Origin of the sequence: Paenibacillus sp. A3, assembly GCF_001399685.1 — a bacterium.
Lineage (GTDB): Bacteria > Bacillota > Bacilli > Paenibacillales > NBRC-103111 > Paenibacillus_G.
Genome location: NZ_JTHN01000250.1, coordinates 1 through 26,404 on the forward strand (window position 1 = coordinate 1; position 26,404 = coordinate 26,404).

The following is a 26,404-nucleotide window of genomic DNA, read 5'->3' on the forward strand; positions in this document are numbered from 1 at the left end:
CCGCCCATTTGCCCCAATAGTTCGTCAACAGATCAAGCAGCGTCCCGTCCGGGTAACGCTTCATCGCCTGGATGATAAACAAGCTGGCGGCCGTAACCAGAACCCAGCCCAAGATAACCGATATCCAGTTGTCCGTCCCCGCATACCGGGTCACATTCGCAGGAAACGGGAGGACGCCGATGCCTATTTCCGAGGAGAAAATGAGAAAAATATATTGCCATAGCGTAATTTCGTTATAAGCGTACTTTTTCATCCGCGAAGCCTCCGGGTTGGACGATCCTGAATGGTTAATATGTCCAATTTAAGGAAAAATATACAACGAATAGATCGTCACTCCAGCCCAAAAAAGCCTGATTTCATCACCCGGCGCCGTGCTCTCCATACTCCCGCTCCAGCATGGACATGACGATCAGCGATTCGTACCGGCCGTTCGTCCGGATGCATTCCCACAGCGTTCCTTCCGCCTTAAAGCCCGACGATTCGTAAAGACATAACGAATCGTCCGCGCTTCAACTACCATTTTTTGTATAACGTTTCGTCATTTTGCCCCGAACTGCCGCCACCAGCAGCAGAACCGCCGGCCACAAGGCAAACGTCAGCGAAAATACCGGCCACACCTTATAATCCCATGCCTGCTCGTAGCCGACATTCGGATAAATGAGCAGCGCAAAAGGCACAAGGCACAGGCCCATCGGCAAATTGAGCGAGCGATATTCGTCAACCCGAATCATCTGGGCCAAGCCTGTTACGGCAGCATAGTAAATGAGCACCGCTTGATAAAATATGGCAAGCAGCCATAACAAGACAAGCAGCGCTTCAATGCGCTCAAAAAAATGACCGATGCTGATTTTCATCGTCAGGTTGTAGGTCGGATACAGCTCGATGGACGTCCGGTCGGGTCCTAGCACCATGACCGTCAATGCGGTTACTGCCGTCAAAATCGCGCCCGAGCTTAGAACGGAGGTATATAGCGCTTTGCCGCACGCTTCGGGACGGCTCACGTGCTTCGGATAAATCATCAGCAATGAAGCCCACGGAAAGTAAGCGAAGCTTAAGAATGTGAACGAAGCCCGCGATAGCGGTCCGGGCCCCGTATCCATCACCGGCAGCAAATTCCCGGTCTGGGCTTCCGGCAGCAGCGATAACATGACGATGATAAGCGCGAACATAAAGATCAGAAAAGACGTCTCCGCAGACCGCGCCAAAGCCCCTAACCCCAGATGCGCCCCGTACAGCATGACGGCAGCGTAGAGGATCATCAGCGCCGTCATGGGAGTTTCGGTGAACAGATTGGTCGTCAGGAAGTTGCCGACGTACCAGATTAAAGCAGCCGCGGAGTAAAAGTTGAAAAAGAGGTAGCCGAGCATAAAGATGCGGCCTGCCGTTTTTCCAAGCAAATGCGTGCTAAGCTCCGTCAAGGTCTTGTCCGGGAACCGTCCCGCCAAGGCATTATACAGCCAGACGAGCGCCAGCCCTCCCAAGGTGCCCAAAGCGGCGCCCAGCCAGGCATCCTGCTTCAGCTCTTGGGCTAATCCCGATGAAATGACGAGCAGTGTGGAGCCCAGCGAGAACAAGATCGTCAGGACCTTAAATTGATATACCGAGATTTGCCTTTGACCGTCCATTCTTCACCTCATCTCTTCCCGGGCGACCTGCGCAGCCAAGCCGCTCCGAGCATTAGCAATGGGAGAAACAATCCGAAGGTGAGCGTGTAAGGGGTCCAGATCTTCGTCGCAAAAAGGTCAAAGTACGGCCGATTCGGAACGAACACCAGAGCCAGCACCATTAAAATCATGGCGAGCGGCAGCGTGACCGGACGATATCTCGGCAGCTTCACGATCTGGGCTATCCCATAGGAGGCGGCATAGTAGCAGACGGATATTTTGACAAAAACGGTAATAAACCAAATAAACGCCATAATGGCTTCGATCCGTTCAAAAAACTTGCCGACGGCAACCTTCTGCGCCAGCACATAGCTCGGATAGGCCAACAAAGCGGTCATATCGCTGCCCATCACCAGAATGGAAACCGTGGAAAACACGGTAAGAACGATCGTGCCGACAACCAGTCCCGTTGCATAAGCTTTCGTCCCCTTGCTCGGGTTGCGGACCAAAGGAAACAGCATGAGCAGGATGACGCTTTCCTCCAGATTCCCGAAAAACCTTAAATTTCCTTCCATAATCGGTTTCAGGCCCTCGCTCAACACCGGTTGGGCATGCTCCAGCTTGATCTGTGGAGAAATAAACAAGACCAGCATCAGGTAAAGCAGCACAAACGAAGGAAACACCAATTCGGACGAGCGAACCAGCGTAACCGCCCCCTGCCTCACACCGAGTACGATGACGCCGGTGAACAGCAGAATGACGACCTCGATCGGAGTCTCCGGCATCATCTGCGTCGTGATGAAGTCCCCGATTTCATAAAGCATGAGAGAAATATTGACCAGAATAAAACTGACGAAAGAGCAGGCTGCCGCCGTTCCCGCCCATCGGCCCAGGACGGAGCGGCATAGATCGATCAGCGTCGCCGGAAAGTGGCGTTTGGCCAGCGTCGTGTACAGCCAAGCGATCGCCAAGCTCTCGATGCATCCGACAGCGGCTGCCAGCCAGGCATCCTGTTTGGCGGAGGAAGCAAGCCACGAAGGCACGTACAACAGCGCATCCCCGACAACAAATAAAATCACAAGCAGCGTAAATTGATGGGTATCGATTTTGTCGTTATCGAACATACGGTTCCACCTGCCATTTCCTCGACAGACGATTTGAGCTTAAGCCGAACTTCCGTAGATGAGATTGCTCAGCGGCTTATACAGCGCGGAGATCCAGTCCAGCGGATTGGGGATATTGAGCCGCAGCACTTCCGCTATCCCCAGACTTGCTCCGACGAGACACAGCAGGAAAAATGTCCACAGCTCTCTTTTCAGCTTTCGCTCCATCAAGGAACGCCATTCGATAGCAACAATCGCGGCAGCGGCCAATAAGACGAGCAGCACCTTCATGACGAACGCTCCTCCTCATTTCATTTTGTCGATGAACGATTGTCCCACCTTGCCCGTTCTGCGCAGTTTGACGTCGATCCGGGTCTCTACTTTGGCGCTCATGAAATACCGGTCCCAATCGTCCTTCAACCGATTCCAATTCCGTGGATCGTACCGGTGAATCGCCTCGCCGAATCCGAAGATGTCGGAGCGGCTGCTCTGCCGGGCTTTGCGGACCGCCTGTTGGATGAAGCTTTCAATTTTCCGCTCCGCCTTGCGTTCCAACGCATAGATCGTCTCCGGCTTGGACAAATCTTCCTTGCACGACACTTCTCCCACATTGCCCTCGGACTCGACTTCGACGGTTATCACCGGTTCACCGCGGGGCGCGCTGCCTTTTAAGTTCGTATGGCTTCGAAGAATTTCAACCGTCGCCCTTCCCCCCGAATCGCACGGAACATCCGTCACCGTAGCGTCGATACGGTCGGTAATATAACTGAAGCCTCGGCTTTCATCCTCATTCAACCAACCGACCAGCTTGTCGTTCTTGAACACCCCAATGCTGGAAAACCGGAAATGGCTGCGGGGGTGGACGGTTTTCAAATTCGCATCCGTTTGGCCTTGGCGAGGATCTCCGTTTAATTGCAAACCGGTCATCACTCCTTCCTTGCCTACTTTCATCAGATCCGTAATAAACTCGTCCAACGTAATGGCAACGGTGGGAGCCCAGTTTTTTTCGGAGATTTCCAAGCTCTTCAGCAAGGCGGTGGCAGGCGATTGCTCGATCGGTACGATCTGGCTCATCACTTCCTTGGCTTCGACGCCTTTGGTCACGATAAGGAAAAAATCCGGCCGAATTTCATGATCGCGCAAAAACAGATCAAGAATGTCCCGAAGCCCTTCGCGCGCAAGAGCCTCGCCAAATACAAGAACCCGGATATGAGCAAAATACAGCTTGCGGGGAAGCTCGGTCGTCAAACGGCGAATGCCTTCAAAGACCGAATCCGCCTTCATATACTGCGTCGTCACCGGCAAACTCGAGCCTCCTCCTCCTCCCGGAGCTTCGCTCCCCGCTTGCCCCATGTTGAGCACTTGAAGCGACAGCAAGTATTCGTTATCGACCTTATCGATGCCTACGCCTGTAACGATCGCCAGCTCGTTCAGTTCGCGGCGGCTCCAGCAGCCTGTAGTCAAGACGAGCAGCAGGCACAAAATGCAAACCACCGACACGTTACGCCTCATGGGTTACCTCTCCCGCCCTCCCGCTGATGATGCGATTCCTGCTCAGACGGGACCGTATTTTGCCGTACCGGATTCGGGCTCTGCATAAGGACCGGCCGTCTTCGCATCGCGGACAACGGGAACCGGAATATGGCGTCTTTCTTGTCGCTCGGAATATACGGGGCAAAAGGCGCCATATAAGGAACTCCGAACGAACGCAGACTGCACAAATGCAAGTTAAGCGCAATCAGTCCGATAAACACGCCGAAAAGGCCGAAGGATGCGGACAACCCCATCAGGGCAAAGCGCAGAATCCGGATCGGAATGGACATCGCGAACGAAGGAAAGGCAAAGCTGGCAATGGCCGTTATCGATACAACGATAACCATGGCCGGGGATACCAGGCCGGCCCTGACCGACGCCTCCCCCAGCACAAGCGCCCCTACGATGGAAATCGCGGGGCCGATCGCTCTGGGCATCCGGATGCCCGCCTCGCGAAGAAGCTCGAACGTAAACTCCATCAGGAACGCTTCGATAGCTGCCGGAAACGGCACTTTTTCCCGCTGTGTCGCGATGCTGGTCATCAGTGTAGTCGGCAGCATCTCCTGATGAAAGGTGGTAATGGAAATAAATAAAGCGGGGGCGAGCAGCGCAAGCATCAGAGAAATGTATCGGAGAATGCGAATTATCCCGTAGTCCGACCGGTGATAGTAATCTTCGGGAGATTGAAAAAATTGGGCGAATACGACCGGCACGATCAGGACAAACGGCGTTCCGTCCACAACGATCGCCACCCGGCCCTCCAAAAGATTCGCCGCGACCGAGTCGGGGCGTTCCGTATTGTACAGCGTCGGAAACGGGGTATTCGTTTTCTCTTGAATCAGTTCCTCGATATTCCCGCTCTCAAAAATACCGTCGATATCGATGCGTTCCAGTCTGCTGCGCACTTCCTCAACCATGCTGTCGTTGGCAATGCCTTTGATGTACACCAAAGCGACATTCGTCTTCGTCAACCGGCCGATCGACCGTGTCTCGACCCATAGCTTCGGATCTTTGATTTTGCGCCGGATTAAGGCAATGTTGGTACCCAGACATTCCGAGAACGACTCCCGGGGCCCGCGTACAACGGATTGTACGGAAGCCTCCTGGACGCCGCGATCTTCCCAACCCTTCGTATCGGCGGACAGTCCTTTGCCGTACCCGTCGATCAGAATGATCATATTGCCGGACAGCAGATTGTCGAACAGCACGTGAAAATGTTCGATTTCGGTTACCGAACTGAGCGTTAAGGTAAAATCTTCAAGCATTTGCAGCGGAGTCCATAGGCCCTCCGCCCCGTTCAAATCACGGAATAGCGCCGGATCGCGGGCATGCAGCAGGAACGACTCCAGAAACCGGGTAATGATTTCTTTGTCCGTCAGCCCGTCGGTATGAATGACAGCCGCCTTCGTCGTTCCCGAAGCTCCGATGCGAATCGTCCGTATGATCAGATCCGGGCTGTTTCCCGTCGTCGACCGAATATGCTCTAAATTAAGCTCCAAGTCCGGGCTTAACGGCACGGCTTCCTGCGGAGGCGAACCGGCCCGATTGGCCTCCCGTTTTCCCGCAGCGCTGCGTCCGGACCCTCCGGCTCTTGTTGATTTGAAGAAACGCATCCTCCGTCACCTGCATCTTGTATGTGGCTCTGGTTCTACTTATACATTGCTCAAATTTGGTAAAATCTATTCATTCGGCCAACGAAACCAAACAAACGTTCTCTTGCCGTAAACTTCCAAAATACGGTACACTAAGTCCTAGTGGTTCGGATGGCCGAAAGGTCTGTCGAGCCATCAAAAAAAGGCCTGTGGGAAAGCATCCCCGGCCTTTTTTTCGTTCATCCTGTTTGCAATCCTACGCCTTGACCGACAGCTTCTGCAGCAGAATCTCTCCTTCGGTCTTGAACGTTTGTTTCGCCTCCAAAAACGCTTCGACTTCGCTCAGCTTCGCCGGCCGGTACCCCGGTCCGCCGCAGCCGCAGGAATGATAGCTGAAGCCGTGAGCGTACAAGATCTCGACTTTTTTCCACTGCTTGACATCCTTCTGTTTGGGCGCTTGAAAATCGTGTCCCATATCGTTCATGACTTCGCCGCATTGCGGACATTTGTATTGTCTGTTCGCCACTTCGATTTTGCTCAGTTCATAATCGGACGTTTGCTTGAAAACTTTGCGGCACGAAAAGCAAGCGTAAATATGTTTGTACGGGCCATACATCGCATAACGGCACATCGCAATCCACCTCCGGTAACTTCCTCTCCATTTTACCGTTTTCAGGAAACTTTGTCATGAGGGGACTTCCGCTTGGAGCAAAAGAAGCTGGTACGTGGCTGTAATCCCTTCGGGGGCGGGAAACCGTTCTTCGTACTCCCGAAACATACCGGCGAATAAGGAACGCCAACCAAGGGTGCGCGAACTGTCCGCCGACGATGCGCTGGCTCCCGTCGCTTTGACCGAGTGCAGAAATTCACTGACGGAGGCATGGCCTTCGGTCCGGATGGCGCTCTCACCCCGAGCCTCCGCAAAGCCCGCATGTTGAAGCAGGCTTTGCCACTCGCCGGCAGAGAGAAACGTAAGACCGTGGCGCTGCGGCTCCAGACCGCGGGAGCGGTAAACGGCGGCAAACGATTCGTGCAGCTCGCGGAACGTCTCCGGGCCGAAGGTCGTGAACGCCAATAAACCGCCGGGACGCAGCAGCCGCCGCAAATGCCGCAGCGTATCCTGCGGGCTGGCGAGCCATTGAAAGCAAGCGCTCGAGACGATGAGATCGAACGACAACGGCTCCGCTTGGGCGGCCCACGCTTCGGCATCCGCCAGGCGGAAGTTTACGGGGAACCGTTGGTTTGCGACGGCCGATGGCACCTTGGACCGGATGCGCCGTTCCGCCGCTTCCAGCATGGCCGGAGCGATATCCAGCGCGGTGATGACCGCATCGGGCCAATCGCGCAGCAGCATCTCGGTCAACAGGCCGGTGCCGCAGCCGATTTCCAACAGATGCGGCCGCGTTGCGCCGGCTCTCTGCTTCCGGAGGGCGAGCGATCTGCAAAGCTTATTCGCCATAACGCGTTGAACGCGTGCGTGTACGTCGTAGGATGCCTTGGCGGAGCGGTCAAATCGTCGGCGAATCGAATGCAGCTTGTGCTCCATGCCACCACCTCCTTATCGCATCGGCGATATGTGCTTCCCGCCCAAGAAACGGGATATGCCCGCCGCCTTCGACCGGCAGGATTTCCGCCTGCGGCAGCCGTTCGTACAGCTCCTCCGCCGCGCCGTACGGGCATACCTTGTCCTCTTTGCCGTGGACAAGAAGCGCCGGACAAGCGATCTCCGTCAGATCCGGCACATGATTCGCTTTCCGCAGAAGCTGGATTCCGGCAAGTAACGCCACGGTCGTCCAGCTTCCTGTCCGGGGAAGCTGCGGGAAGAGGCCTGCTTTCTTTTCCCCATCCGAAAGCAGCCGTTCGCGGAACTGGGTTTCTACCGCCAGACGGTCCTTGGCAATCGCCGCCGCCATGTGCTGGAGAACCGCATCCGGCCAGCCGCGGTCCGATTGTTCCCGGGAGCGGACGAACCGTGCGGTTGCGCCAAAAAGCACAAGGCCGTCCGCGAATCCCCATGCGGCAAGACGCAGCGCAAGCAGGCCGCCGAGCGACCAGCCGGCGATCAGGACCTTTCCGCTTCTGCGGGAGGACGCAAGGCTCAGAAGGGTGCCGTCTGTCCCGGTGAACCAAGCGACGGAAGCTGCTTCAGCCAGGGCCATCATCTGCTCCGGCGTTTCGGCGCAGGTGAACTGTACCGGGACATGTACAAATTCCGGGAGATGCGATTGAAGCTCCGCGAATACCGTTTCCGGCATGCTCCATCCGGTTAACCATAAGATAACGGTGCCGCGCGGCTTTGTTGATTTTGACGCTCCGAGCGCCGCTCTGTTCGCGAAGATGCGAATCGGGTCCGTCATCGCGCCAGCACCCCCAACCGAAGGGCGACCCGTTCGATGCGGTTGGCGGCATCGGCCAAGTCGTCCGGGCTATGCGCAGCGGATAAGGAAAAGCGGATGCGCGCCGTTCCGTCGGGGACCGTCGGGGGACGGACGGCAACGGCGGCAATGCCTTCCGTTTCCAGCGCAGAGCTGAAACGCAGGGCAGTCGCGTTGTCTCCGACGACAACCGGGACGATCGGCGAATCTCCGGGCCCGACTTGAAAGCCCGCCTTGCGTAGCGAGGAACGGAACTGCCGACTGGACGCGGCAAGCCGTTCGCGCCGCCACCGTTCCGTTTGCACCAGATTCAGAGCTTCCGTAATCCCGGCGATCACGGACGAAGGCAGCGCGGTCGAGTACATGACCGGCCTCGCCTTATTGACCAGCCAACGGATAAGCGTACGGCTGCCGGAAACGTAGGCGCCGTAGACGCCGAACGCTTTGCCGAAGGTTCCCACGTGCACGTCCACGCCGCTCCGCAGCCCCAGCGCATGACACAACCCTTCGCCGCGCTCTCCATAAACGCCTCCGCTGTGAGCTTCGTCGACCATGAGGATGGCTCCGTACTCCCGCTTCAACGCTACTAGCTCGGTGAGCGGCGCCGGATCTCCGTCCATCGAGAAGACCGCGTCCGTGACGATCAGCTTGCGTCTTGCATCGCGGTGCTTATGCAATAACCGGCGCAAATGCTCCATGTCATTGTGACGGTACCGGGCGTGGTCGGCGCGGCTTAACCCGATGCCGTCCACGATGCTCGCGTGATTCAGCCGGTCGCTTAACACGACATCTCCGCGGCCTGCGAGCGCCTGAATGACACCGACGTTCGCCATATAGCCGTTGGCAAAAACCAGCGCGGCCTCGCTCTGCTGCCAAGCGGCGAGCGCTTCTTCCAGTCGGTCATAGGGAGGCCGGTTGCCGGTGACGAGACGCGATGCGCCGGAACCGGCTCCTTCGGCGAGAAGCGCACGGTTCATGGCGGCAGCAATAGCCGGATGCCGGGCCAAGCCGAGGTAATCGTTGGACGACAGGTCAAGCAGCGTTTTGCGTCCGCGCAGCACATACCCTTGGCGGCCGGGAACCGGGGCGCTGGTCTGCAGCGAGCGGTTTAGCGACTGCTCTTCCAGCTTCTGAAGCTCGTCTTCGATCCATTTCATGCCGCCACCGCCTTAAAGGGCACAGGCTTCAATCTCAAAGCCCAAATCTTCAATCATTTGATAATCAACCGCAGCCTCCTGCCCTTTCGTCGTCAAATAATCGCCTACAAACAGCGAATTGGCGGCGTACAAGCCAAGCGGCTGCAGCGTCCGGAGATTGACCTCGCGGCCGCCCGCCACGCGGATTTCCTTGGACGGGCAGATCAGCCGGAACAATGCCAGCACCTTGAGCGCCTTCATTGCGGGAGTGCGGCCCGCTTTTTCCAGCGGAGTCCCCGGAATGGCGTTCAAGAAGTTGACCGGAATCGAGTCGGCATCAAGCTCCCGGAGCGCGTAAGCCATCTCCACGATGTCACCGTTCGTTTCGCCCATGCCGATAATAACGCCGGAGCAAGGAGACAGGCCGTACCGCTTCACCTTTTCCACGCTTTCGACCCGTTGATCGTAGGTATGGGTTGTCGTGATGGAAGGATAGTTGTCTCTGCTCGTGTTCAAATTATGATTGTAGCGGTGTACCCCCGCCTCCGCGAGGCGTTCGGCCTGATGATCCTTCAGAAGGCCGAGGCACGCGCAAATCTTGAGCGGCATTGTCGCACGGATTTCCTTGACCGCGTCGATGACCTGATCCAATTCTTTGTCCGTCGGGCCTTTGCCGGACGCAACGATGCAGTAGGTTCCCGCTTGACGGGCCATCGCTTCGCGCGCGCCGGCCAGCAGCGTGGCTTTTTCCAGCAGCGGGTATTTGGCGATTGGCGCCGAGGATACGATGGATTGGGAGCAGTAGCCGCAGTCCTCGGGGCAAAGGCCGCTTTTGGCGTTAATAATCATGTTCAGCTTGACTTTCTTGCCGTAAAAATGTTTGCGTACCCGAAAAACGGCCTGCAGCAGCGGCAGCACTTCGTCGTCCTCGGCCTCAAGCACGGCGAGCCCTTCTTCGACGGATAAGCGTTCTCCATCCAACGCTTTTTGAGCCAATGTCTGCCAATCCGCAGCCGTTTCGGGTATGGCCGGTATTCCGGTTACCTTCATCCTCATCTCCCTCTCCTCTTACAAATTTCTTTCGTTACCCAACACCTGTCGGACCGGCGAAATGTCTATATGCTGCTTCACGGCTCGCACGAGCCTTTCCATCGTGGCTTCGCCGCTTATCCATGGGAACCGCCCGAGTACGCGGAGGCAACCGTAGCGCTCAATCAGCTCGGCATTCGCAGCGGTGCTCGGGTCGTTGCGCGATGCTACAGGATCGACCTCGTTCATCACAACGCCCGCGACGGGAATTCCCCGCTGCCGCAGCAGCGCTGCGGTTAACAACGTATGGTTGACCGTGCCCAGGCCGCAGTGGGCTACGATCAGCGCCGGAACGCCGAGCTCGGCGATGAGGTCCGCCACGAGGGCATCGGAGGTTAGCGGCACGGCAGCGCCCCCTGCCCCTTCGATCAGCAGCGCGTCGTACCGTTCGGCCAGCGGTTCCCCTGCCGCCAGAAGCCCGGCCATCGTCAAGCTTACACCGGCTTGCATGGCGGCAAGTGCCGGAGCCAGCGGCGCTGCGAACGTAAACGGCGCGACTTGTTCCGGACGATCGGCGATATCCGTCCCGCGCAGCAGCCGTTCGGCGTCGGTGACTCCCTTACCGATAAGTCCCCCGCTCTGTACCGGCTTCCAGACGCCGACGTTCCGCCCTTCGCTGCGAAGCGCGGCGGCGATGGCCGCCGTAATCACCGTCTTGCCGACGCCGGTATCCGTGCCCGTGACGAATATTCCGCGCCACCGTTTCCGGCCTTCCAGCTTCTCGCTGCCGCACGCAGATGCTATCCGCGCCCCGGTCACGCTCCCCAGCCTTCCTCGGTGACATCGTAGATCGCGGCCGCCAAAATATCCGTCATCGCATCCAGCTCCGATTCCGTACTGGCGAGAGGCGGGATCAAAACAACCACGTTGCCGAGCGGGCGGGTCAGCATGCCGAGTTCTCGCGCCCGCATGCAGACGCGGACGCCGATACGGTCCGTCCAGGCATAAGCTTCGCGGGACTTTTTTTCCCGGACGAGCTCGATCCCGATCATCAGACCTTGCTGCCGGATCTCGCCGACATGCGGCCAATCGGCAAGCGGAGCCAACTTCTTCGCAGCAAATGCGGCCTTTGCATTTACCGTATGTATCATTTTCCGTTCTTCAAGAAGCCGGAGGCTGGCCAGAGCAACGGCGCAGCCGAGCGGATTGCCCGTATACGAGTGACCGTGAAAAAACGTTTTTTGCTCCGAGTAATCGGCATAAAAAGCAGCATAAATCTCGTCAGTCGCCAGTGTCGCCGCCAGCGGCAAATAGCCGCCGGTCAATCCTTTGCCGACAACCATCAAGTCGGGCGATACGCCCTCCAAATCGCAGGCGAACATCGCTCCGGTGCGGCCGAAGCCCGTCGCCACCTCGTCGGCGATCAGCAGCACGTCGTGCTTGCGGCACAGCGCGGCAATCTCGCGCAAGCATCCTTGCGGCATGACGATGATGCCGCTTGCTCCCTGCACGACAGGCTCCACGAGGAGAGCCGCCATCTCGTCCGCCTGCGATTCCAGCAGTGTCCGCAGCGTGGACAGCGTTGCTTCCATCGCTGCGGAAGCCCCGCCTTCGGTCCGGTAAGCGTAAGGATACGGAATGACGCAGGAGGAAAACAGCAGCGGGCGGAAAACGTTATGGTAGAGCGGGATCGCACCGACACTGACGGCGCCGAGCGTGTCCCCGTGATAAGCCTGGTTCATCGTAATAAATTTCGTTTTGCGGCCCATCCCCCGGTTGTGCCAATACTGGAACGCCATCTTGAGCGCAATCTCCACGCCGGTCGCACCGGCATCGGAATAGAACACCTTCGTCAGCCGTTCCGGAGCGATGCGCACCAGGTTCGCGGCCAGCTCGATCGCCGGCACATTGGCCATGCCGAGCAGAGTCGAGTGAGCGACTTTCGCCAGCTGGGACGCTACCGCTTCGTTCAACTCCGGAACGTTGTGTCCGTGCACGTTGAGCCAGACCGACGAAAACCCGTCATAGTAAGCGCGTCCCCGAACATCGTAAAGCAAGATGCCTTCGCCCCGTTCGATAATGAGAGGCTCGCCTTTAACATAGTCCTTCATCTGTGTAAACGGATGCCATAAGTACGCCTTATTCCAAGCCGCCAGCTCTTCGCAGGTTGTGTCCGTTTCCATGACCGTCACCGCCTCTATCGTTTTAATTGTTAACCTGTAATAATATATATTGGTTAACAATCGATCTTATTCTAGCAAACCGATGACCTCGTGTAAAGCAAGAGACTAGCATCGGCTTAAGTCCCGACAAAACGAAAGGCCCATGGAAGATTTTCTTCCATAGGCCTTTGGGGGCTTCGAGCCAAGCCCTTTTTATAAGCTTGTTCCCGTCTGCTCTTGCTTCGGGTGCTTGTGCCGGTAAAACAGATAGTGAACCAAATAGCAAATGATCGTAAACGGAATTCCATAGTAAAGGACGATTTTCTGCTCTTGGTCGAAGGCTAGCCCGACCAGCGCAACGATGCACAGGATGATCGCGAGAACCGGCACAAAAGGAAATAGCTTGACCCTGTATTTCAGATCGTGAACGCTGTTCCCTTCGGCAATAAACCGGCGGCGGAACACATATTGCGATAAGGCGACTCCCATCCAAACCATAATTCCGGCGAATCCGGATATCCCGGTCAGCCACAAAAATACGGTATCCGGAGCCACAACGCTTGAAATTAAAGCTAACGATGCAATAACGGCGCTGACGATAAGCGCCCGAAACGGCACGCCTTGTGGAGTCAGCTTGCTTAAGTAAGGACTCGCCATATTGCTTTTGGAGAGCGCCCACAGCATACGCGAGGAAGCGTACAGCCCGGAGTTGCTCGCCGAGAGCAGAGCCGTCAAAATAACAAAGTTCATAATATCGGCGGCAAAAGGAATGCCCATTTTATCGAATACAAGCACAAACGGACTGTCCGTCAAACCTGCCTCCTGCCAAGGGATCAACGAACCGAGGACAAAGACCGACGCCACGAATAAAAATAAAATTCTCCAAATCGTATTTCTCGTCGCCCTCGGAACCGATTCTTCGGGATTTTCGCTCTCACCCGCAGCAATGCCGATAAGCTCCGTCCCCTGATAGCTGAAATTGACGGCGACCATCGTCATGAATACGGGAATAAATCCATTGGGAAACAGCCCTCCGTCATGGGCGAAGCCCGAGCGGATCGGAGCCGAATTCAGCCCCTCGAATGGCATCAGTCCCACAATAGCGGCCAGCCCTAACAAGATGAACAACAGGATCGTGATCACTTTGATGCTGGAGAACCAGAATTCGGATTCGGCAAAAAGACTCGCGGAAAAGGCGTTTAACAGGAACATCAGCACAATGAACAGCGCGATCCATACCCACGAGGGCACGTCGGGGAACCATCGGGTCATCAGAATTCCCGCGCCCACCCATTCGGAGCCGACGGCGACAATCCAGTTGATCCAATATAACCAGCCGACCGTAAACCCGGTAGCCGGACCTATAAATTTGGTGGTATAGGCCTGGAAAGAACCCGTCACAGGCATCACGACCGCCAGCTCGGCCAAACACAGCATAACGAGATACATAAGAAGTCCGCCGGCCAAATAGGCCAAGACGACACCGCCCGGCCCGGCTTGATTGATCAAATACCCCGTGCTGACAAACAAGCCCGTACCGATGGCGCCGCCCAGCGAAATCATAAACATATGCCGGCTTTTCATGGAACGCTTCAGACGGTTGTCCTTTTCCTCGATTGCATTAGCCATATAACAATACCCCACTTCCAATAATGTCATTTTATAGTAAACGCTTACAATTATTTTGTTAACATGGCCGTTTCCTTAGACTCCCCTCCGCAATCATCCTTTGCTAAAAATAAAAAACTTAGCATGTCCGGACATTTCTCCTTCACGCCAAGCTCTTTTCTATAGACTATAAGCTAAACAGAGCTATGAAACTGAAATTTGTAATTTTTACCTATTATACTATAATTCATCATTATGTCAATAATTTGTATATCGCTTTGGCATGTTTTTAGTCATGAGGTCATGCATCATTGTAAATTCGACAACATTCGCGCTTTTCCTTTTTCCAATGTATGGACCTCGGGAATTTTTGTAGGCCGATCGAAGACATGAAAAAAAGAGGGAGCCTCTCGGGTTTACCGATGCTCCCTCTTACGCGCCCTGCGGATAAGCTAAAATTCGAATTCGTACACCTTCGACTTCTCCTTCAACACAAAACCGCATTTGTTGGCCAGCGCAATGGACGCCTCATTCTCCTCGTCCGTCGTCCAATGAGGCACCAAGCCATTGTGTACGCAATGATCGAGATAAGCGAAGGTGACCGCCGCTCCGAGCCCCTTCTGCCGCTCCTCTTCCTCATAGGTGCGAACGACAAGGTCATGTCCGTTCCCGTAGACATAGCCGGAGAAGCAGACGCTTTGAACAATCTTGTCCTTCAACACGCAATAGCCGAACCCTTTGTCCATAAAGTCGCCGGTCGAATTCCAGAATTCGCTCAAGTCTTCAAGAACGAAGTCGTTTGCCGGATCGATTAAGAGATCGGCATCGAGCCGCGTGACCTGAATGCGGCTTTCCTCCTGCGCCGACCTGAGCTTTGAATAACGGTCCGCCGCAAATTCAAATTCCAAATCTTCGCCCTCAACCAATTCATAGTCCGTTAATGCTTCATTTAACGCCTCATCCCAGGCTTCGTCCGCAACCGCGACGGTAAACCAGGTGCCCCCGATGATATCCAAGGAATCCTGCTTTATTTTCTGGTCCATGTACGAATTCAGATGTGTTATAAATTCGGAATTTCGGCAATCCCCAACGAAAAAAGCGATGCTCGCGATCGCCCAGATCATAGCCGTTCTCGGGCGCTCTGGATCGTCGACGAAAATTTTGCCCTTGTTGCTGCCTGCCACAATGCTCATCAGCGCGACATTCGCCTTGTCCTCCTCCGATAACAGAGGCGTTACTTTCGAATATTCGTTTACATCCAGTTCCACAATCATGCACGGTTCCTCCCCATCATTTCCAGTCATATCCTACATTCCCTATACGGGCTCGGCGGGAATAAGTTACCGGAATGGGCAGGAGAAAATCATTATAACGATTTAGTCGGCTTGGACATGCGCAAGGATGTTGACAAGCTTGCCGAACGGGTCCCGGACAAAGAAGCGCCGAACTCCCCACGGCTCATTCATCGGGCCGTATTCGAGCGCAAATCCGGCTCTCTTCACGCGTTCGAGCGCAGCCTCGATATCGTCGACTTCAATGGACAGGTCGGGCGTTGGCGTGCCGGAACCTCCTTCCGAGGCAAAGCTGATTTGAACGCTCATCTCCTCGTTCGAGCCGTAAGTAGCGATCCAGCCATGGTCCATCAATAGATCAAGACCGAGCACGTCGTGATAAAAGCTTTTGGCCTCCTCGATCTTCCGGGTGTCAATATTGGCAACGATTCGTCTGACCTTCATTTCCCAACCTCCGTCCCGTTCTGTGGGGGTAACTGTTTTCGTTCCTAGCTCTATTTTACGTTATAGCCTGCCTCTCCTTAGGGTACTCCGGCTGATCTCCATCTGTGATTTTAAATGAGAATTATTCTCATAGATTTCATTATAGAGGAAACCCGGATGGCGGGCAATCCACGCTAGAACAGCCTATGAAAAAAGTCTACCCAGGCTTGGTGGCCCGGGCAGACTCGCTTCCAACAAAGTTTCATCTCTAAGCGTTAATTGATATAGTTTGCTTTGCTCAAGAAACGCTTCAGCATTACCGCGGACTGAGCCCGCGTTGCGATTCCGCCAGCTTCAAGCGTCTCCGCCGTCATTCCGTTCATCAGACCGGCATGAATCGCAGCCGTTACTTCAGCCTTCGACCAGCCCAAGCTGCTGGCGTCCTTAAACGGTGCCAAAACCTCGCTCTGCTTCGCCTGCGATATCTGTGTGTCCACTCCTGCATAAGACATGGCGCGGATCAGCATGGCCGCCTGTTCTTCGCGCTTAATTTGCCGGTCCGGACGGAACGATCCGTCCTCATATCCACTGATGAGCCCCGCTGCCGCTGCGGCCGCTACATCCTCCGCATACCAGGCCCCGGAAGCCACATCGTTGAACCCGCCTTGTGCCGTCGCAGGATTGAGACCCAACGCGCGGACAAGCAGCGCCGCGAATTCCGAGCGGGTGATCGGGCGATCGCCTTCAAACCGGTTGTCACTGACCCCTTCAACGACGAGTTTATTAGCGAGCAGCTCGACATCCGCTTGCGCCCAATGGTTAGCCATATCGGCAAAGCTTTTGTTCATTTCGATAATGGCATATGTGCCGTTCCCGCTCCGCTTCAACGTTGCAGCCGTTTGTCCGTTCCTCGTATCGAAGAGGGTCGGAACGAACCGCACCCGTTTCGTTACCGGGTCATAGAGGACTACAGTCGCTTTGGACCGGTCCACGGCTTTGCCAAGAAGCAACTGGTATGTGACCGGTGCGGACCCGAATGATACCGGCACCGTGCGGCCTTCTTTGTTTACCGCCTCCACCGAGAGATGGACGCCGTCTGCAACCGATGCGCCGTTCGCTGCCTGCTTGATCTCGTCGTGTTCGCTGCCGCTTAGCTTCTTCATCGCAAAACGGATGGACAGATCGCTTACCGCCGAACCAAGCCGCTGAGCCAGAGTTTCCAGCTTCAGTGCAGCCAATGGCAGCGTATAGCGGCCGCTGTCCCCGGTTATCACCAGCGTCGCGCCGTTTTTGCGGCTCGCATCGGACAGGCCTGCCGCTGCCAGTTCCAGCTTAACGCCGGAAAATTTCACTTCGACGCCAGAGTTGGCACGGAACGCTTCCTTCAATGTGTCGGCGTCTACTTTACCGCCGCTTGCTTCAAGCACCGCTCCCGGCTTGGCCGCTGGGACATCGGGCTTGCCTGCGCCATCCGCCGGCTCCCCGCCGGTACTACCGGTGTTGCCGGTGCTGCCGCTATCGTCGTCGCTGTCGCTGCCACCGTTGTTTCCTCCGCCGTTGTTCCCTCCGCCGTTGTTCCCTCCGCCGTTGTTCCCTCCGCCGTTGTTCCCTCCGCCATTGTTCCCTCCGCCATTGTTCCCTCCGCCATTGTTCCCTCCGCCGTTACTGCCATCGCCCTTCACTTCAAAAGTAACGGGCTGCGTATACAGATCGTACTTGCTGCTTGCGTCCATCGACGCCGTATACCTTAGCAAGGCGTGCGCCGTCCCCGGTTTTTTGGCCGTAACCTTGCCGCCGTTCACGTCTACGACATCATGTCCGTCCAGCAGGACGATGTCCGGAGTGACGCTCGTTTTCACGCGAGCGTAGGAGTACACTTGCGCCGTGACGGCTGCACTTTCATTTTGAGCCAGGACGTAGTTGTCCTTTTCCGGAAGAACCGAGGCGGCCCAATTTTTAGAGTAGCTTGCATAGTCGGTGGTCAAGCCGTAAGCGCCCATCGCGAACATGCTCTTGTAATCTTTCTCGATGTTAATCGTCCACGGGGAGATAAAGATACCCCGGTGCTTGGCCGCTTCCATATAGTCTTTCCTCAGTCCGGTGTACCCTACGTTATACGTGACGTTCTGCTTCTGAACGATCTTCAACGTTTCGCGCAGCGACTTGTTGACATTCGAGGTATCGAAGCCGCTGTGCAGCAGCCCTAGCGGCATCCCTGGCATTTGCTCGGCGAACCGCTTCAACTGATTCGGATCAAACGACATGACGTTGAGCAAGTGCTCCGCGTTCTTCTCCTTGATCAGCTTCACCAGCACATCAACTGCTCGCGGATTGCTCGTTTTAATTTCAGCATAAACCATAATGCCGCGTCTTTTGGCCAGATCGATCTGCTCGTCCAGCGTCGGAACTTTCGTTTCCTTATAGCCAGGCTTCGGCTTGCTCGCGTTGAGCGCCTTGATCTGTTCCAGCGTATGCTCCTCGACCTTGCCGGACCCGTTCGTCGTATTTTGCAGAACAGCGTCGTGAATAATGACGAGGTGATCGTCCGTCGTCACGTACATGTCGTTCTCGATAAAGTCGGACCCGTAATCGACGGCAAGCTCATTGCTCTCGATCGTATTCTCGGGAGCCTCCGACGGAATGCCCCGATGGCCGATCACATAAGGCTTGCGGACCAGCGTCGTCTGGTTGGAGTACACTTTCAGCGCATCGAAGGCCGCCGCCGGGGAATCCGTCACGATGCCGTTCGTTCCGGCTGTGATCAGCCGGTGGATCGACACGCTTTTGTCCGCTGCGCTTGCCGTTTCCTTAGCCCATACCGCGATCAGCCGCTGCTGCAAATAAGCGACATTGTCGATCGAAGCTGCGCTCTGGGGCAGGATGGCGATTTTCGCCTGATGGACCGTTGTCTTTCTTCGGATATCGAGCAGGCTTTCAGGTGTCAGGTTCTCTACTCCGCTGTAGTCCACGATGCCCCGGATCATCGGGTACGCCGTCCTTACCCGCTTGACCAGCTCGCCGCGGTCCGAGACGACGAACGCATCTTCCAGCTCGGTCCGCTGCACATAGTCGGTCAGCTTATCGGCGGCTTGCTCGTCCTTCACGTAGAACGCCGGAATCATCCGGTTGCCGAGCGAAGCCAGCACCTCGTCCAAGCTTCCGAGCTCGCTCGCCCCTGCAGGGTCGGTCACCTTTAATTCTTGATTCACATGCAGAATCACCGTCGCCGGCAGGACAGGCCCTTTCAAGCTCGCCAGATCCGCTGCGCTGCGAACCTCCTTGACAACAGACGGCGCAAGCGAAATTTTCGTCTCCGGCTCGGTTACGTTCACGAAGCGGTCCGTCGGCATCGGCGGCAGCGCCTCCTGCTGCAGCGTAATCCGGATGTTGTCCACCTTCATCCTGCTGCCGTTCGCCTGTAAACCGATTCCGCCCTTGGCATAAGCGGAAGCCGCATCGGTATCGACGAGCACGCGGTTGTCGATCAGCTCTTGCACCCGGTTGCCGTAGGCTTTGACCGTGTAACGGTACATCTTGGCCGGGTCGATCGCTTCGCTGTTCGAACCGCGGTCCGTGACGTTCCAGGCGTTCGCCGGGGTCCGCTCGGCGAATTCGACGCCGTTGGAAGCCGTCGCGTCTTTGCGGACCGCCATTTGATAATAAGGGTAATCGTTATTTTGGATACGGAACATGATCGAATTCCATCTCGCCGCATCGTTGGCCGACAAATGGGTGACATCCGCTTCGATTTTATAGTTGCCGAACAGCTTCAGTTGATCCGGAAGCAGCACGCGCGACGGGTTGTCCGGGGCCGCGCTCGCATTCAGCTCGAATGCGCCGGATTTCACAACGGCCACACCGGGCGTCGTGCCTTCGATTCTCGTCCAGCCTTGCGGCAGCGCACCATCCGGCAAAGCGTCGAAGTTTTCTTCGTACAGCACGTACTCCGCGTCGCCGGCTTCTTTGGCCACAACGAGGAACGAAACCGCTGCGCTATCGATGGAAGCGGTCAGCGTGTGAACGCCTTTTTGCTTGACATTGATTTTCCCGTTCTCTATCGCGATCCCGCCGCTGCCCGAGCTCCAAGTTAAACGGTCGCCGGTTATCGTGCCCGAGGTAAAATCGCTAAGCTCCGATTGAAACATGATGGATTGAAGATCGATCGCTCCGCCCGCCGTTCCCAGCACGTACCCTTCGTTATGCTTGAGCGAGACCACTTTTGCCCCGACAGCCGACGGCGTAACCGTAACCTCCTGCGCAGCCTCGGCATTGGCGAAAACCGTTTGAATCGTCGCTTTCCCCGCTTTGACCGGATACAGCTTGCCGTTCACGATTTTGATCGTACTCTCGTCCGAGGAATACAGCTTCAGCCGGTCGCTATAGACCGCTTCCGTAACGCCGTCCGAGAAGTAGACGCTGCCGGTCACGCTGAGCGGTCCGGTCAGCGCTTCCATCGTCGACGGGATCGGCAGATCGAGCCGGTCAGCCGTGATCCGCGTGACCTTCACGTTATCGAACGACACTTTGCTCTGATCGGCCTGCAAGCCGATTTTGCCGCGTTCCAGCAGCACATTCGGACTCAGGGTCTTGTCGGTCAGCAGCGTAAAGTCCGTATCGCTCTTCGCTTTGATATATTCCTTGATATTGTTGTCAAACACGCGGACTTTCATCGTGTAATCGTTATTCAAGGCAAGCGGCTTCCACATCCCGCTCACAGGCGTTGGGCTGAACCACGCGTTATCCGGCTTCCGGTAGGCGATTTCGTAGGTGCCGTTTTGCCGGACGGCCATCTGGTTGTAAGGAGCTTTGCCGTTCGCGGCTCCGCGGAACATGAGAGAAGCCCAGCGTCCCGCATCCAGCACGTTCTCGAACCGGACGTCCGCTTCAATGACGTAGTTGTCCCACTGCACCGGCGCAATCGCCCGGGCTTGCTTGCCTGAAGCGCTCCCGTCGAAGACCATTCGCCCGTTGCCGTATGCATCCTGCACGACCGTAAACGGAGGGCTTCCCGCATTCACATCGGAAATCCAGCCATATGGAAGCTGGCCTGACGGATAACCGTCAAACGTCTCGTGCAAAAGCACCGGACTCACCGCTCCGGTCACCGGATGGCCATCGTCCAGCGTTACGGTGCCGTACCCGGACGTGTCGTTCCAGAACGATGTGGTGTTGTAGGCGCTCCAATAGCTCAACCCTTGCTTCGCAGGATCTGCGGCATCGTACCGGTCGGTCGTGCCGACTTCCAGTCCGAACTGCTTGTTCCGTCTCGGATCAAGCTGGAGCATATCCCACGGCACGGCCACTTCGAGCGTCCAGCCGCTCACGGTCGTGCGGATGGCGCGCAGTATTTTTTTCTCGTCCTTGCCGCTATGATTATTCAGCGCTGCGCCGAAGTGAAACTCCGGAGTCGTCGAGCCCGGCTGATAGACGAATCCGAGCTGCATGTCCTGGCTTGCAAACGGAGCCGAGCGGTGATTCGTCGGATCGAAGAACAGATTGATATTATCCTGCTCGAACCAATAGCCCGGTCCGTTATAGATCAGCGTATCGTCGTCGGCCTTCACGCCGATATAGAGATACTGATTGTCCCATAAGAGGCCGAATTTGGAGTCCTTGAAGACGCCATCTCCTGAGCGGACGGTTAACGGTTGGTCGATGCTCCAGACGGAATCGTCGAGCTGCCCGTCAATCACGGGTGCATTCTTCGTCTTTTTGGCAACCATCGACTTTCGTCCCGCATCGGCGGCTTCGGCTTGTCCCGGAACAAGGCCGACCGGAAGCGTCCCGCTCAGCATTGCGATAATGAGAAATACATAGAACGATTTGGCATGACGTATCATGGTGGGTTCAGTCCTTTCCTATCGTCTTGGTAGGTCATTTTGGTTCCACTACTGCATCAGATCGTCAATCCAGGCAACATCCGGTTCGGTTCGGTATGCACGGCTCCCTTCTTGTAAACATGACAAAAAACCCTTCTATCCATCAAACAGGGGGCACACCGAACCGGCGTCTCCGTTTGCTGCATAAAAGGGTTTTCTCCTCGTCTCGTACCCTGGTTATTCGGCTGTCCTTACACTTCTTAATTGTACTGCGGTTTGTTATCGGAGCATCAAGCGCAATTAAATAAATTGTAAATGAACCGGCATTTACTTTTGGTTCCGGGACAAAATCGTTTCCGTCAAAATGTCCAGCTGCTTCTCCAGCGACAGGCCATCCGAAAACCAGAATTGCTTCAGGTTAAGCAAATACACCCGATTGTTTTTAACCGCAGGAAGGTTTTTCCACAGCGGGTTATCCATTAACTCCTTGGCCCGTTCCGCTCCGCCATCCTCCTGATATACCGTAACGAACATATGGTCCGCGGCATATTCCGGAAGCACCTCTTGCGAGATGTCCCGGCTCTTCCCCGGCTCGAAAACATCCTTTTTCACTTTGTCCGGCGGCGTTAAGCCGAGCGTGGCGAACAAATTGTACCCGGCCCGCTGATTTTTGTCCCAGATCCATAAATTTTTGGCCCAAATTTCGTAAGAAGCCGCCGTCTCTCCCGGACCGATGACTCCGGCCAGCTTTTGCTTCGCCTGCGCGGCCTTCTCCTTATAGCGCGCGATCCAAGCTTCCGCTTCCTTTTCCTTGCCGAGCATGCGTCCGAACGTGCGCACCTCTTCGAGCGGGTCCGCTCCGGCGAAGCCTCCCCACGGAAGAGTCACCGTAGGCGAGATTTTGCCAAGCTTCTCGATCACTTCGGGCGGCAAATAGCTCGGCGCAACGATGAGATCCGGCGCCAGCTCCAGCACCTTCTCGACGGAAACGTCCCCGACGTCCGCCACTCCGGCCAGCTCTTCCTTCAATTGCTCGGAATTGTTCAACACGATCGATCCCACGCCAACCGGCTTGACGCCAAGCGCCAGCAGGTCTCCCGCAAACTGAATCGCGACGATCCGCTGAGGATTCGCCGGAATTTCGATTTCGCCGTTTTCCGCCTTGAATATTTTCGTCTCCCGCTTGTCCCCTGAGGCCGGTTGATCTCCTGATGTACTGGAACGATTCTCCGTCCCGCCGCTGCAAGCCGTGATAACGGCCGCCATCACGACGAAAAGCAGCCCTAGCCATACCATCTGTTTGATGCTGATGCGACGCATAGTCCCCCTCCGATGTCAATGATAATGATTATCATTTTAAATCCCATCTCGTATTGTATCAGTCCAAGGCAGAATGACCATATCCTATGATCATCATTTTCATGGACAAAAGGTCACCGGAGGGCGGACTTCAGCAATTGCGTCTGGATATCGAGCTGCTTTTCCAGCGACAGGACGTCAACGGAATGGATTACGTCCAGCTCTATCGAATATACCCGATTTCGCCGTACGGCAGAGAGCTGCTTCCATATGGCGCTCTCCATTACTTTTCTCGCTCTTTCGGCCCCGCCGTTCGCCGGGTATACGCTGATGAACATATGATCGGCCGCATAGTCCGGCAGCTCTTCGAGCGTTATTTTTTTCGGCTGTCCGATATCCAACACGTCCCGCTTCACCTTCGGCGGAGGGGTAAACCCGAGCGTCTTGTACAAATTGTAGACGCCTCTTCCGTACGATTCGCACATGACCCAGAGGCAGTCGGCCCATATCTCGTAGACGGCCGCCGTCTCGTCCGGTCCGACAAGACCGTTCAGCTCCGCCCGCGCCCGCTTCCCTTTCTCCTCATACCGGGCAATGAACGCTTCCGCTTCCCGTCTCCGGTTCAGGATGTCCGCCAGCGACTTGAATCTCTCGAACGGGTCGCCGCTATGAAACACAAGCGTCGGCGCAATTTTGTGCAGCTGCTCGATCATCCCGCGGTCCAGCCAGTCCGTCGCGATGATCAGCTCCGGCTCAAGCTCCAGCATCGGCTCCACGGAAGTGTAGCCGACATCCGGCGTGCCGGCCAGCTCCTCCCTCAGCAGCGCCAGGCGGCTCAGCCCTTGATTGTACGAAGCGCCGAGCGGCTTGATGCCCAGAGCAAGCAGATGTCCGACCAGGTCGTAGACGACGATTTTTTTCGGTTCGCGCACATAGCCTGTCGGCGATACGCCGACGACCTGCTTGAATTTGCGGCTCAGATAAAACCCGTCCGCATAGCCGACATTGCGGGCAATGTCGTTCAGGCTTCCGCCCGTCAGCAGCAATTGCTCCTTCGCCCGGTCGATCCGAATGCGGGCCAAGTAGTCGGAGAAGCTGTGTCCCGTTTCCCGCTTGAACAGCATCGAAAAAAAGCGCGGGTGGAAGCCGGTCATCTGCGCGAGCATGTCCCGGCTGATTTCTTCCCGGTAATGCTTATGCATATAGTCGATGGCCAGCTCGATCCCCTTGCGCGACGGCCGGGTGTCCGCCTCCGAGTCTGTAGAGCGGCCCGGCACCAGCAGGTGAAGCAGTTCATAAAGCAGCATCTCCTGCCGGAACGGCTCGTTCCCGGCGTCATTACTGCGGAGTGCTATCAGTTCCTTGACGAGCATCCCGATCCGATAAGGGGATTCCGGGTACAGCTTGCCGTCGGGAAGCCACAGGCTCCGCCTTTCGCCATACGCCGCTTGACCCGCAGACCGTTCTTCTTGACCGGACGAAGTGAAGATGCGAAACGTAATCAAGTCCAACAGCAAGCCGCACCCGGGGGCGGCGCGGTATTCGATCGCCCTCCCGGGGTTCCAGAACAGTACGGTGTCCGAATCCACCAGCATTCGCAACCCATCGATGCTCAGCTCGCCCTTCCCCTCCGCAGCGGCAATAAAGGTATAGGCATCTATCCAACGTCTGTGTGCATCATTTCCCGCCGACAGCCGCTCGATATCGTTCATTTGATAAAGATCGCGCATCCTTCTTTCGCTCCAATTTCATTAATTGATAACGATTATTATTATCATTATTGCTCATTATAAAGGATGCTCCCGAAGCTCTTCAACACGTGCCAGATGTCACAAAAAAATAAACCTGTAGACTGAGAAAATAAAGTATTAGACCGGATCGGCCGCCAAACTAAGAGGAGGATAACGGTATAAATTGGATAATACTTTCTGTATAATGGAGATCTAGGATTGGTTGTCAGCCTAAGTTGGTATAAATCATACATTTTTAACAGAGATTGTGAATGGAATAGGAGTGATTAGATGAAACCAAAAATTATGTGTTTACTTCTTGTGTTTCTGTTAAGTATTTCAATTACTGCGTGTTCGAATGATAAAAGCAGTTTAAACTTTAACAATAGCCGTAACTCAAGTTCTGATCCAACAAGTTCTTCTTCTATCCCGATTAATAATCCTTCAGAAAGCAAAATTGAAAATATAAAGACTCAGATGCCATCTGAAGACAATAAGAATTATTCTGTATTAGAAGCTTACACAGCAGTTTTACAAAATAAGGTTAATTTTAGCAGCACAGATAACAAGAAAAAAGTATATTTGAATGATTTTTTAACTAATGAAGAAATTTATGGAACTACCTTCAAAGTAACGCGATTTGCAATAATTGACTTAGATGGCGACAAAATACCTGAAGTTGTTCTTGAATTAACACCAGGCAAGTACCCAGAGTTTTATGAAGTCCTTCATTATATGGAGGGTTCAGTTTATGGATACATTCAAGTATACAGAGGTTTTCAAGATCTTAAATCGGACGGGACATTTCGTTATTCAAATGGTGTATCAAACAATGGATATGGAAAACTAAGTTTCGAATCAAATGCTTATAAAACTGATATATTGGGGTATCAGAATACAAGCAGTGATGGTACCACAACATTCTTCATTAAGAATAAACCCGTTACAGAAGAAGCATATAATTCTTTCACGAAAGAAGAAGATGGAAAAAAAGATGTAGTATGGCATGAATTTTCTGATAAGAATATTGAAACAGAACTCTCAAAAATTCATAACGGGTCATAAGTTTTCTACACTCTAGCGGGATCGATAGCAATGCAAAAGCAAAAGCAGTCTATCTTGAAATAACTATATTTCATCATCTGATGGTGCCGTGTTAGACGACACGGCTGTCTAAGACTTTATTTTTAAGTCCTACAAATCATGGATAAGCCCCACAGATGCCCATAAAACCGAAAAGCCCGACAGGAATTCCTGTCAGGCTTTATACGTTTGTGAAAGAGATGGTGCGAATGGGTCGGCTACAGCTTCAAAGCATCCAAGAGCTTGTAAATCATCGTTGCCGCCTCCGCTCTCGTAACGGTTTGACCGGCGCGGAACGTTTGATCCTCGTACCCGCTCACGATCCCGGCCGAAACCGAGGCGTTCACAGATGCTTCTGCCCAAGCCGGAATGCTCGCGGCATCCTGGAATGCCTTGGTTTGGTTTACTGATTTGAATCCGCCGGAGGTCAGCGCATTCGCGATCATCACGGACATTTCCGCCCGGGTGATCGTTTGGTCCGCTTTGAACCACGTGCGGCCGTTTTCCTCATATCCATGGATCAGGCCTGCTTTGACCGCTGCGGCTACGCCGGATTTCGCCCAACCCGGAATTTGCGGGTCATCGGCAAACCCGGAGGCCTCCGCGGAGGCTTGAA

22 protein-coding genes and 1 pseudogene are annotated in these 26,404 nt (G+C 55.1%); 2 read left to right on the forward strand and 21 right to left on the reverse strand.

Annotated features, from left to right (window positions below):
* From QJ48_RS31370 to QJ48_RS39555, 17 genes are all read right to left on the reverse strand, one after another.
* Positions 1–253: GerAB/ArcD/ProY family transporter (locus QJ48_RS31370; RefSeq protein ID WP_157261818.1), on the reverse strand; the 253-nt coding region annotated here is incomplete at its 3' end.
* Between the two features lie 256 nt (positions 254–509).
* On the reverse strand, positions 510–1,625 hold the full coding sequence (locus QJ48_RS31375) for an endospore germination permease (RefSeq protein WP_054977267.1): 1,116 nt from the start codon (positions 1,623–1,625) through the stop codon (positions 510–512).
* Positions 1,626–1,633: 8 nt separating this feature from the next.
* The gene (locus tag QJ48_RS31380) at positions 1,634–2,728 is read right to left on the reverse strand and encodes an endospore germination permease (RefSeq protein ID WP_054977268.1); all 1,095 of its coding nucleotides are present in this window, start codon (positions 2,726–2,728) and stop codon (positions 1,634–1,636) included.
* 39 nt (positions 2,729–2,767) lie between these two features.
* Complete coding sequence (locus QJ48_RS31385) at positions 2,768–2,998, reverse strand: hypothetical protein (RefSeq protein ID WP_054977269.1); 231 nt, start codon at positions 2,996–2,998, stop codon at positions 2,768–2,770.
* A gap of 15 nt (positions 2,999–3,013) precedes the next feature.
* Complete coding sequence (locus tag QJ48_RS31390) at positions 3,014–4,219, reverse strand: Ger(x)C family spore germination protein (RefSeq protein WP_054977270.1); 1,206 nt, start codon at positions 4,217–4,219, stop codon at positions 3,014–3,016.
* Entirely contained in the window at positions 4,216–5,853 is a 1,638-nt protein-coding gene (locus QJ48_RS31395) for a spore germination protein (protein WP_063858210.1), read from the reverse strand. Before QJ48_RS31395 ends, QJ48_RS31390 begins: the two co-directional genes overlap by 4 nt.
* 235 nt (positions 5,854–6,088) lie before the next feature.
* The gene (locus QJ48_RS31400) at positions 6,089–6,463 is read right to left on the reverse strand and encodes a hypothetical protein (RefSeq protein ID WP_054977271.1); all 375 of its coding nucleotides are present in this window, start codon (positions 6,461–6,463) and stop codon (positions 6,089–6,091) included.
* Between the two features lie 54 nt (positions 6,464–6,517).
* On the reverse strand, positions 6,518–7,378 hold the full coding sequence (gene bioC, locus QJ48_RS31405; protein WP_054977272.1) for a malonyl-ACP O-methyltransferase BioC: 861 nt from the start codon (positions 7,376–7,378) through the stop codon (positions 6,518–6,520).
* Positions 7,341–8,189 (reverse strand): alpha/beta hydrolase, encoded by an 849-nt coding sequence (locus tag QJ48_RS31410; protein ID WP_054977273.1) that lies wholly within the window; start codon positions 8,187–8,189, stop codon positions 7,341–7,343. Before QJ48_RS31410 ends, bioC begins: the two co-directional genes overlap by 38 nt.
* Entirely contained in the window at positions 8,186–9,364 is a 1,179-nt protein-coding gene (gene bioF / locus QJ48_RS31415; protein ID WP_054977274.1) for an 8-amino-7-oxononanoate synthase, read from the reverse strand. The genes QJ48_RS31410 and bioF overlap by 4 nt, the downstream gene beginning before the upstream one ends.
* 12 nt (positions 9,365–9,376) lie before the next feature.
* Complete coding sequence (gene bioB / locus QJ48_RS31420) at positions 9,377–10,393, reverse strand: biotin synthase BioB (RefSeq protein WP_054977275.1); 1,017 nt, start codon at positions 10,391–10,393, stop codon at positions 9,377–9,379.
* Positions 10,394–10,411: 18 nt separating this feature from the next.
* Positions 10,412–11,191 carry a dethiobiotin synthase gene (bioD, locus tag QJ48_RS31425; RefSeq protein ID WP_082420755.1) on the reverse strand — a complete coding sequence of 260 codons (780 nt, stop codon included), beginning with the start codon at positions 11,189–11,191 and terminating at the stop codon, positions 10,412–10,414.
* A complete protein-coding gene (bioA, locus tag QJ48_RS31430; RefSeq protein WP_054977276.1) occupies positions 11,188–12,555 on the reverse strand; it encodes an adenosylmethionine--8-amino-7-oxononanoate transaminase in 1,368 nt (455 codons plus the stop codon). The genes bioD and bioA overlap by 4 nt, the downstream gene beginning before the upstream one ends.
* 192 nt (positions 12,556–12,747) lie before the next feature.
* On the reverse strand, positions 12,748–14,163 hold the full coding sequence (locus QJ48_RS31435) for an amino acid permease (RefSeq protein ID WP_054977277.1): 1,416 nt from the start codon (positions 14,161–14,163) through the stop codon (positions 12,748–12,750).
* A gap of 431 nt (positions 14,164–14,594) precedes the next feature.
* Positions 14,595–15,416 (reverse strand): GNAT family N-acetyltransferase, encoded by an 822-nt coding sequence (locus tag QJ48_RS31440; protein WP_054977278.1) that lies wholly within the window; start codon positions 15,414–15,416, stop codon positions 14,595–14,597.
* Positions 15,417–15,518: 102 nt separating this feature from the next.
* A complete protein-coding gene (locus QJ48_RS31445) occupies positions 15,519–15,878 on the reverse strand; it encodes a VOC family protein (RefSeq protein WP_054977279.1) in 360 nt (119 codons plus the stop codon).
* A gap of 254 nt (positions 15,879–16,132) precedes the next feature.
* A complete protein-coding gene (locus QJ48_RS39555) occupies positions 16,133–17,020 on the reverse strand; it encodes an S-layer homology domain-containing protein (RefSeq protein ID WP_369126849.1) in 888 nt (295 codons plus the stop codon).
* A 224-nt stretch (positions 17,021–17,244) separates the two neighbouring features.
* Between QJ48_RS39555 and QJ48_RS39560 the strand changes: the two genes are divergently transcribed.
* The gene (locus tag QJ48_RS39560; RefSeq protein ID WP_369126850.1) at positions 17,245–17,550 is read left to right on the forward strand and encodes a pentapeptide repeat-containing protein; all 306 of its coding nucleotides are present in this window, start codon (positions 17,245–17,247) and stop codon (positions 17,548–17,550) included.
* A 289-nt stretch (positions 17,551–17,839) separates the two neighbouring features.
* Here the strand turns inward: QJ48_RS39560 and QJ48_RS31450 are convergent.
* From QJ48_RS31450 to QJ48_RS31460, 3 genes and pseudogenes are all read right to left on the reverse strand, one after another.
* Positions 17,840–21,697: pseudogene (locus tag QJ48_RS31450) on the reverse strand (glycerophosphodiester phosphodiesterase family protein); the annotation flags it as partial.
* A gap of 306 nt (positions 21,698–22,003) precedes the next feature.
* Positions 22,004–22,996 (reverse strand): iron-hydroxamate ABC transporter substrate-binding protein, encoded by a 993-nt coding sequence (locus QJ48_RS31455; protein WP_054977281.1) that lies wholly within the window; start codon positions 22,994–22,996, stop codon positions 22,004–22,006.
* A gap of 113 nt (positions 22,997–23,109) precedes the next feature.
* A complete protein-coding gene (locus QJ48_RS31460) occupies positions 23,110–24,705 on the reverse strand; it encodes a helix-turn-helix domain-containing protein (protein ID WP_054977282.1) in 1,596 nt (531 codons plus the stop codon).
* 291 nt (positions 24,706–24,996) lie between these two features.
* On the opposite strand from QJ48_RS31460, the gene QJ48_RS37170 reads away from it, so the two are divergent.
* On the forward strand, positions 24,997–25,770 hold the full coding sequence (locus QJ48_RS37170; RefSeq protein WP_157261819.1) for a hypothetical protein: 774 nt from the start codon (positions 24,997–24,999) through the stop codon (positions 25,768–25,770).
* A 236-nt stretch (positions 25,771–26,006) separates the two neighbouring features.
* Here the strand turns inward: QJ48_RS37170 and QJ48_RS31465 are convergent.
* Positions 26,007–26,404 (reverse strand): S-layer homology domain-containing protein (locus QJ48_RS31465; protein ID WP_162238594.1); only part of this gene is annotated, 398 nt, incomplete at its 5' end.